Source organism: Aphanothece microscopica RSMan92 (genome assembly GCF_046613545.2).
Lineage (GTDB): Bacteria > Cyanobacteriota > Cyanobacteriia > PCC-6307 > Cyanobiaceae > NIES-981.
In genome coordinates, this window is sequence record NZ_JBKKKY020000119.1 from 1 (window position 1) to 3,682 (window position 3,682).

A 3,682-nucleotide genomic window follows, 5' to 3' on the forward strand; every position below is an offset into this window, starting at 1 on the left:
CTCCCCCTCGGTGCCGTTCGTGCGCAGTTCCTCGATCGAGTTGAACGACAGCACGCTCAGGTTGATCCGTCCTTGCTGTAGGAGATTCTGCGTGGCAGCGACACCGACGGCCTCAATCACATCGATGCCGTCGCCACCGTCGATGCTCTCGCCGGCCGGCGCGTCGCCCGCGCGGATGCGGAAGAGATCGGCACCGATACCGCCGATGAGCCTGTCGGCACCGGCGCCGCCGTCGATCGTATCGTTACCGGCATAGCCGTTCAGCGTCTCTATGCCGGCCGAGCCGAAAAGGCTGTCGGCGAACTGGAACAGGTTGTCTGGCGAGATGACCTCGTTTGGGCGAATTGCAGTCGCGAAAAAGTCATTGGGCTCAAGCTGGCGGGTCGTCTTGTTCATCGTCAGTTGTAGCTCGACACCGGTGACCTGGCTGTAGATCTTTCCAGTCTGGTCGATAACGTCGATCCTGTTCACGATCGAGCCCTGCTGGATGTAAGGTATAAGCTGGCCTTCGGTGTTCTGTTGCGTGATGAAACTGAAATTCCCGTAGAACCGGAAATACAGTTGCGGAAAGTTGGGAACGTTCGCCATCTGGATCGTGAAATACGAGCTCGCACCGGCTTGCTGCATTTCCATGATGACCAGATAGTCCCAGACCGTCATCGAATCCTGAGCGTAGTAGAACACGCCATTCGAGCTGCGATTGAGAATCGAGAAATTGGCCACGGGAACCTCCGGCGCAATCACGACAAGACAAGCACCAAGTCCGCACCAAAGCGGATTGAAGGTGAGTTTTATTGTGCGACGTTCATCACCGTGATGACGGTGGTCGGATATTTCACGATACACACAAACTGCTAGCCGGCCGCCGTAACGTCAATCGGCATTGCTCCGCGACAGATCAACGCAGGGCAATTCAATTCACGATGGGATGACGGAACGGATTGCGGCCTTTGCTCTGACAGTGCCGCTCACGCCACCACAAAATCTCCCGCCGTGACCAGCGGCGCGCCCGTGATCTGGGCAAGCGCGATGGCCGCTCCCGCGCCCGCGCCGTCGGGGTCGTAGTAGAGGATGCCAAGCCCCGTGGCGTAGAGCAGCGTGCCCTGCGCGCTGGTGGCGAAGGGCGAGGCGGCGGCGATGAAGTTGACCCCGTTGACGATGGCGGTGCCGGCCAGCAGGCCGAAGCCCGATCCTGTCAGCTGGAACCTGTCCTGGCCGCTCGTGAAGTCGAGGATGGAGTCGAAGCCGTTGCCCACCCAGCTGGCGAAGGCGTAGGTGTCAGCCCCCGCCCCGCCCGAGAGCAGGTCGTCGAAGTTTCCGCCCGAGAGGAAGTCCGCCCCGCCTTCGCCGAACAGCCAGTCATTGGCGTTGACGCCCCCGAACAGCGCATCCCCGCCATTGCCCGCGAACACGATGTTCTGACCCGTCTGGCCGATGAAGATGTCGCCATGGGCCGAGAGATAGAACGCCTCGACGTTACTGATGACATCGCCCGCTGCCTCGCCCGTGTTGGTGGCGGCGTTGGTGAAGTCCACCCTCACACCGGCGGCCGCGTTGGCGTAGCTGGCGTAGTCGAAGCCGCCCGCCCCGTTGATCTGGTCGGCGCCCAGACCCCCCTCGATGAACTCCGAGCCGGCCCCGCCGATGATGATGTCCCCGCCGCCGAAGCCGTAGATGTAGCCGCCAGCGCCCGCGTTGGTGAAGCTGTCGGCCGAGTTGGTGAGGTAGTAGGCCTCGAAGTTGGAGACTGTGTCGCCCGCCGCGGCGAAGGCATTGAGCGCCTGGTTGGTGAGATTCACCAGAACCGGCGCGCCTGCCCCGAACCAGGACACGGAATCGAAGCCCGCTCCGCCGTTCAGGCTGTCGCCGCCGCCCCCGCCGGCGATGAAGTCGGCGCCGCCGAGCCCTTCGATCACGTCGCGCAGGGAGTCTCCGGCCAGCAACTCGTTGGCGGCCGTGCCGTCGGTCATACGGCTCAGCTCATTGATGCTGGAGCGGATGGAATTGTCGCCGCCCGCATCGGCCAACGTGCTCGATCGGACATTGGCGACCAGGCCCCCCGTCAAGGCAGCAATCTCCCCTTCGATGGTGGAGCCTGTGGCGACGAAACTGGTTCCAATGGTGTTGCCGAAGGGATTGAATGCTTGATGCATCAGGTTGCCGCCATCGCTCCATCCGACGACGAAGAAGCCGTTGGAGAGCAAGGTCAGGGATGGATTGTTCTGATCTCCGGCGGTCGGTTCATTCACCCGGAAGACCGTGGTGCGGTCGCTGCCGTCGGCGTTGTAAATCCGCGCGCTGATCTCTGTTCCGCCAAGGCCCCAGGAATTGTCGGTGTAGGCCACGACGAAACCGCCATCAGCCAACCCCAGCACCTGCACGTCCTGATTGATGGAGCCGTCGGCGCTAACAAGGAAGCCTGAATCCAATGCAACCCCGGAGGCGTCATAGCGCCGGGCCACGATTGAGTCCTCGCCGCCGCCGGCCGGTCTCTGAGCCCAGGCGATCACGAAACCCCCGTTGGCAAGGCCCGCGACTGACGGAAAAGTGGAGTCGGCGGCGATTGAGGGCGCGGCGAAGATGACGCCGCCGGCCGCTGTTCCATCGACGTTGAAGCGCTGCGCGTAAATGTTGAAGTCCGATCCGAATTCTCGCATCCAGGTGACCACGAAGCCGCCGCCGGTCAGCCCTGCAACATCGGAGCGTGTATCGAAGGATGCGTTGGCTGACACCGTGATGTCAGTTCCAATCGGATTGCCCGAGGTGTCGATCAAGCGAGCCCGGATGTCGCCGTTTGGATCGGTGCTGTTGTCGGTGTAGCTCACCACGAACGTCCCATTGGCCAAGCCCGCGATGCTTGCGCCATACTGGGCGAAGGGGACGATCCCGTTGACCGTGAACTGCGTGGCGACAGGCGCGCCTGTCGCGTTCACCAATCGCCCCTCGACCGATCCGCCGCCCGCGATATCTTCCCAGGCACCGAGATAGCTAGCCCCGTTGACGCTGGACGCGATGGCCGGATTTCCCTGAGCGCCGGCTGTGACGGTGTTGTTCATGAAGAACGAGGCTGTTCTGGACTGCCAGCTATAGGTGATGGTGGCCATCTCGCTGCTTCTCCCAATGCGCGCCGCTTCAGGTTCGCCGAGACCGGCGCCGGAGTTCGGACTGTATAAATACGCCATACTGAACGGAGCATAGAAATGACCTAGCGTCAGCTCCGGAGTTCACGATTGCGATTGCGCAGCCTCAATCCATGAAGTGGCAGAAGCTGCGCATGCACCCTTTGTCGAAATCAGAGAGCGAAATGCTCACCTTGCTCACGCCACCATAAAATCTTCCGCCGTGACCACCGGCGCGCCCGTGATCTGGGCAAGCGCGATGGCCGCTCCCGCGCCCGAGCCGTCGGGGTCGTAGTAGAGGATGCCGAAGCCCGTGGCGTAGAGCATCGTGCCCTGCGCGCTGGTGGCGAAGGGCGAGGCAGCGGCGATGAAATTGACGCCGTTGACAATGGCGGTGCCGGCCAGCAGCCCGAAGCCCGAGCCGGTCAGCTGGAACCTGTCCTGGCCGCTCGTGAAGTCGAGGATGGAATCGAAGCCGTTGCCCACCCAGCTGGCGAAGGCGTAGGTGTCGGCCCCCGCCCCGCCCGAGAGCAGATCGTCGAAGTTTCCGCCCGAGAGGAAGT

The 3,682-nt window shown here is 62.6% G+C and carries 2 protein-coding genes and 1 pseudogene; all 3 read right to left on the minus strand.

Annotated features, from left to right (window positions below; genetic code table 11):
• Positions 1-723, minus strand: a pseudogene (locus ACLD7X_RS16085) (hypothetical protein); the annotation flags it as partial.
• A 245-nt stretch (positions 724-968) separates the two neighbouring features.
• Entirely contained in the window at positions 969-3,104 is a 2,136-nt protein-coding gene (locus tag ACLD7X_RS16090; protein WP_411424692.1) for a hypothetical protein, read from the minus strand.
• A gap of 213 nt (positions 3,105-3,317) precedes the next feature.
• A partial coding sequence (locus ACLD7X_RS16095; RefSeq protein WP_482763990.1) for a calcium-binding protein occupies positions 3,318-3,682 on the minus strand: 365 nt, incomplete at its 5' end.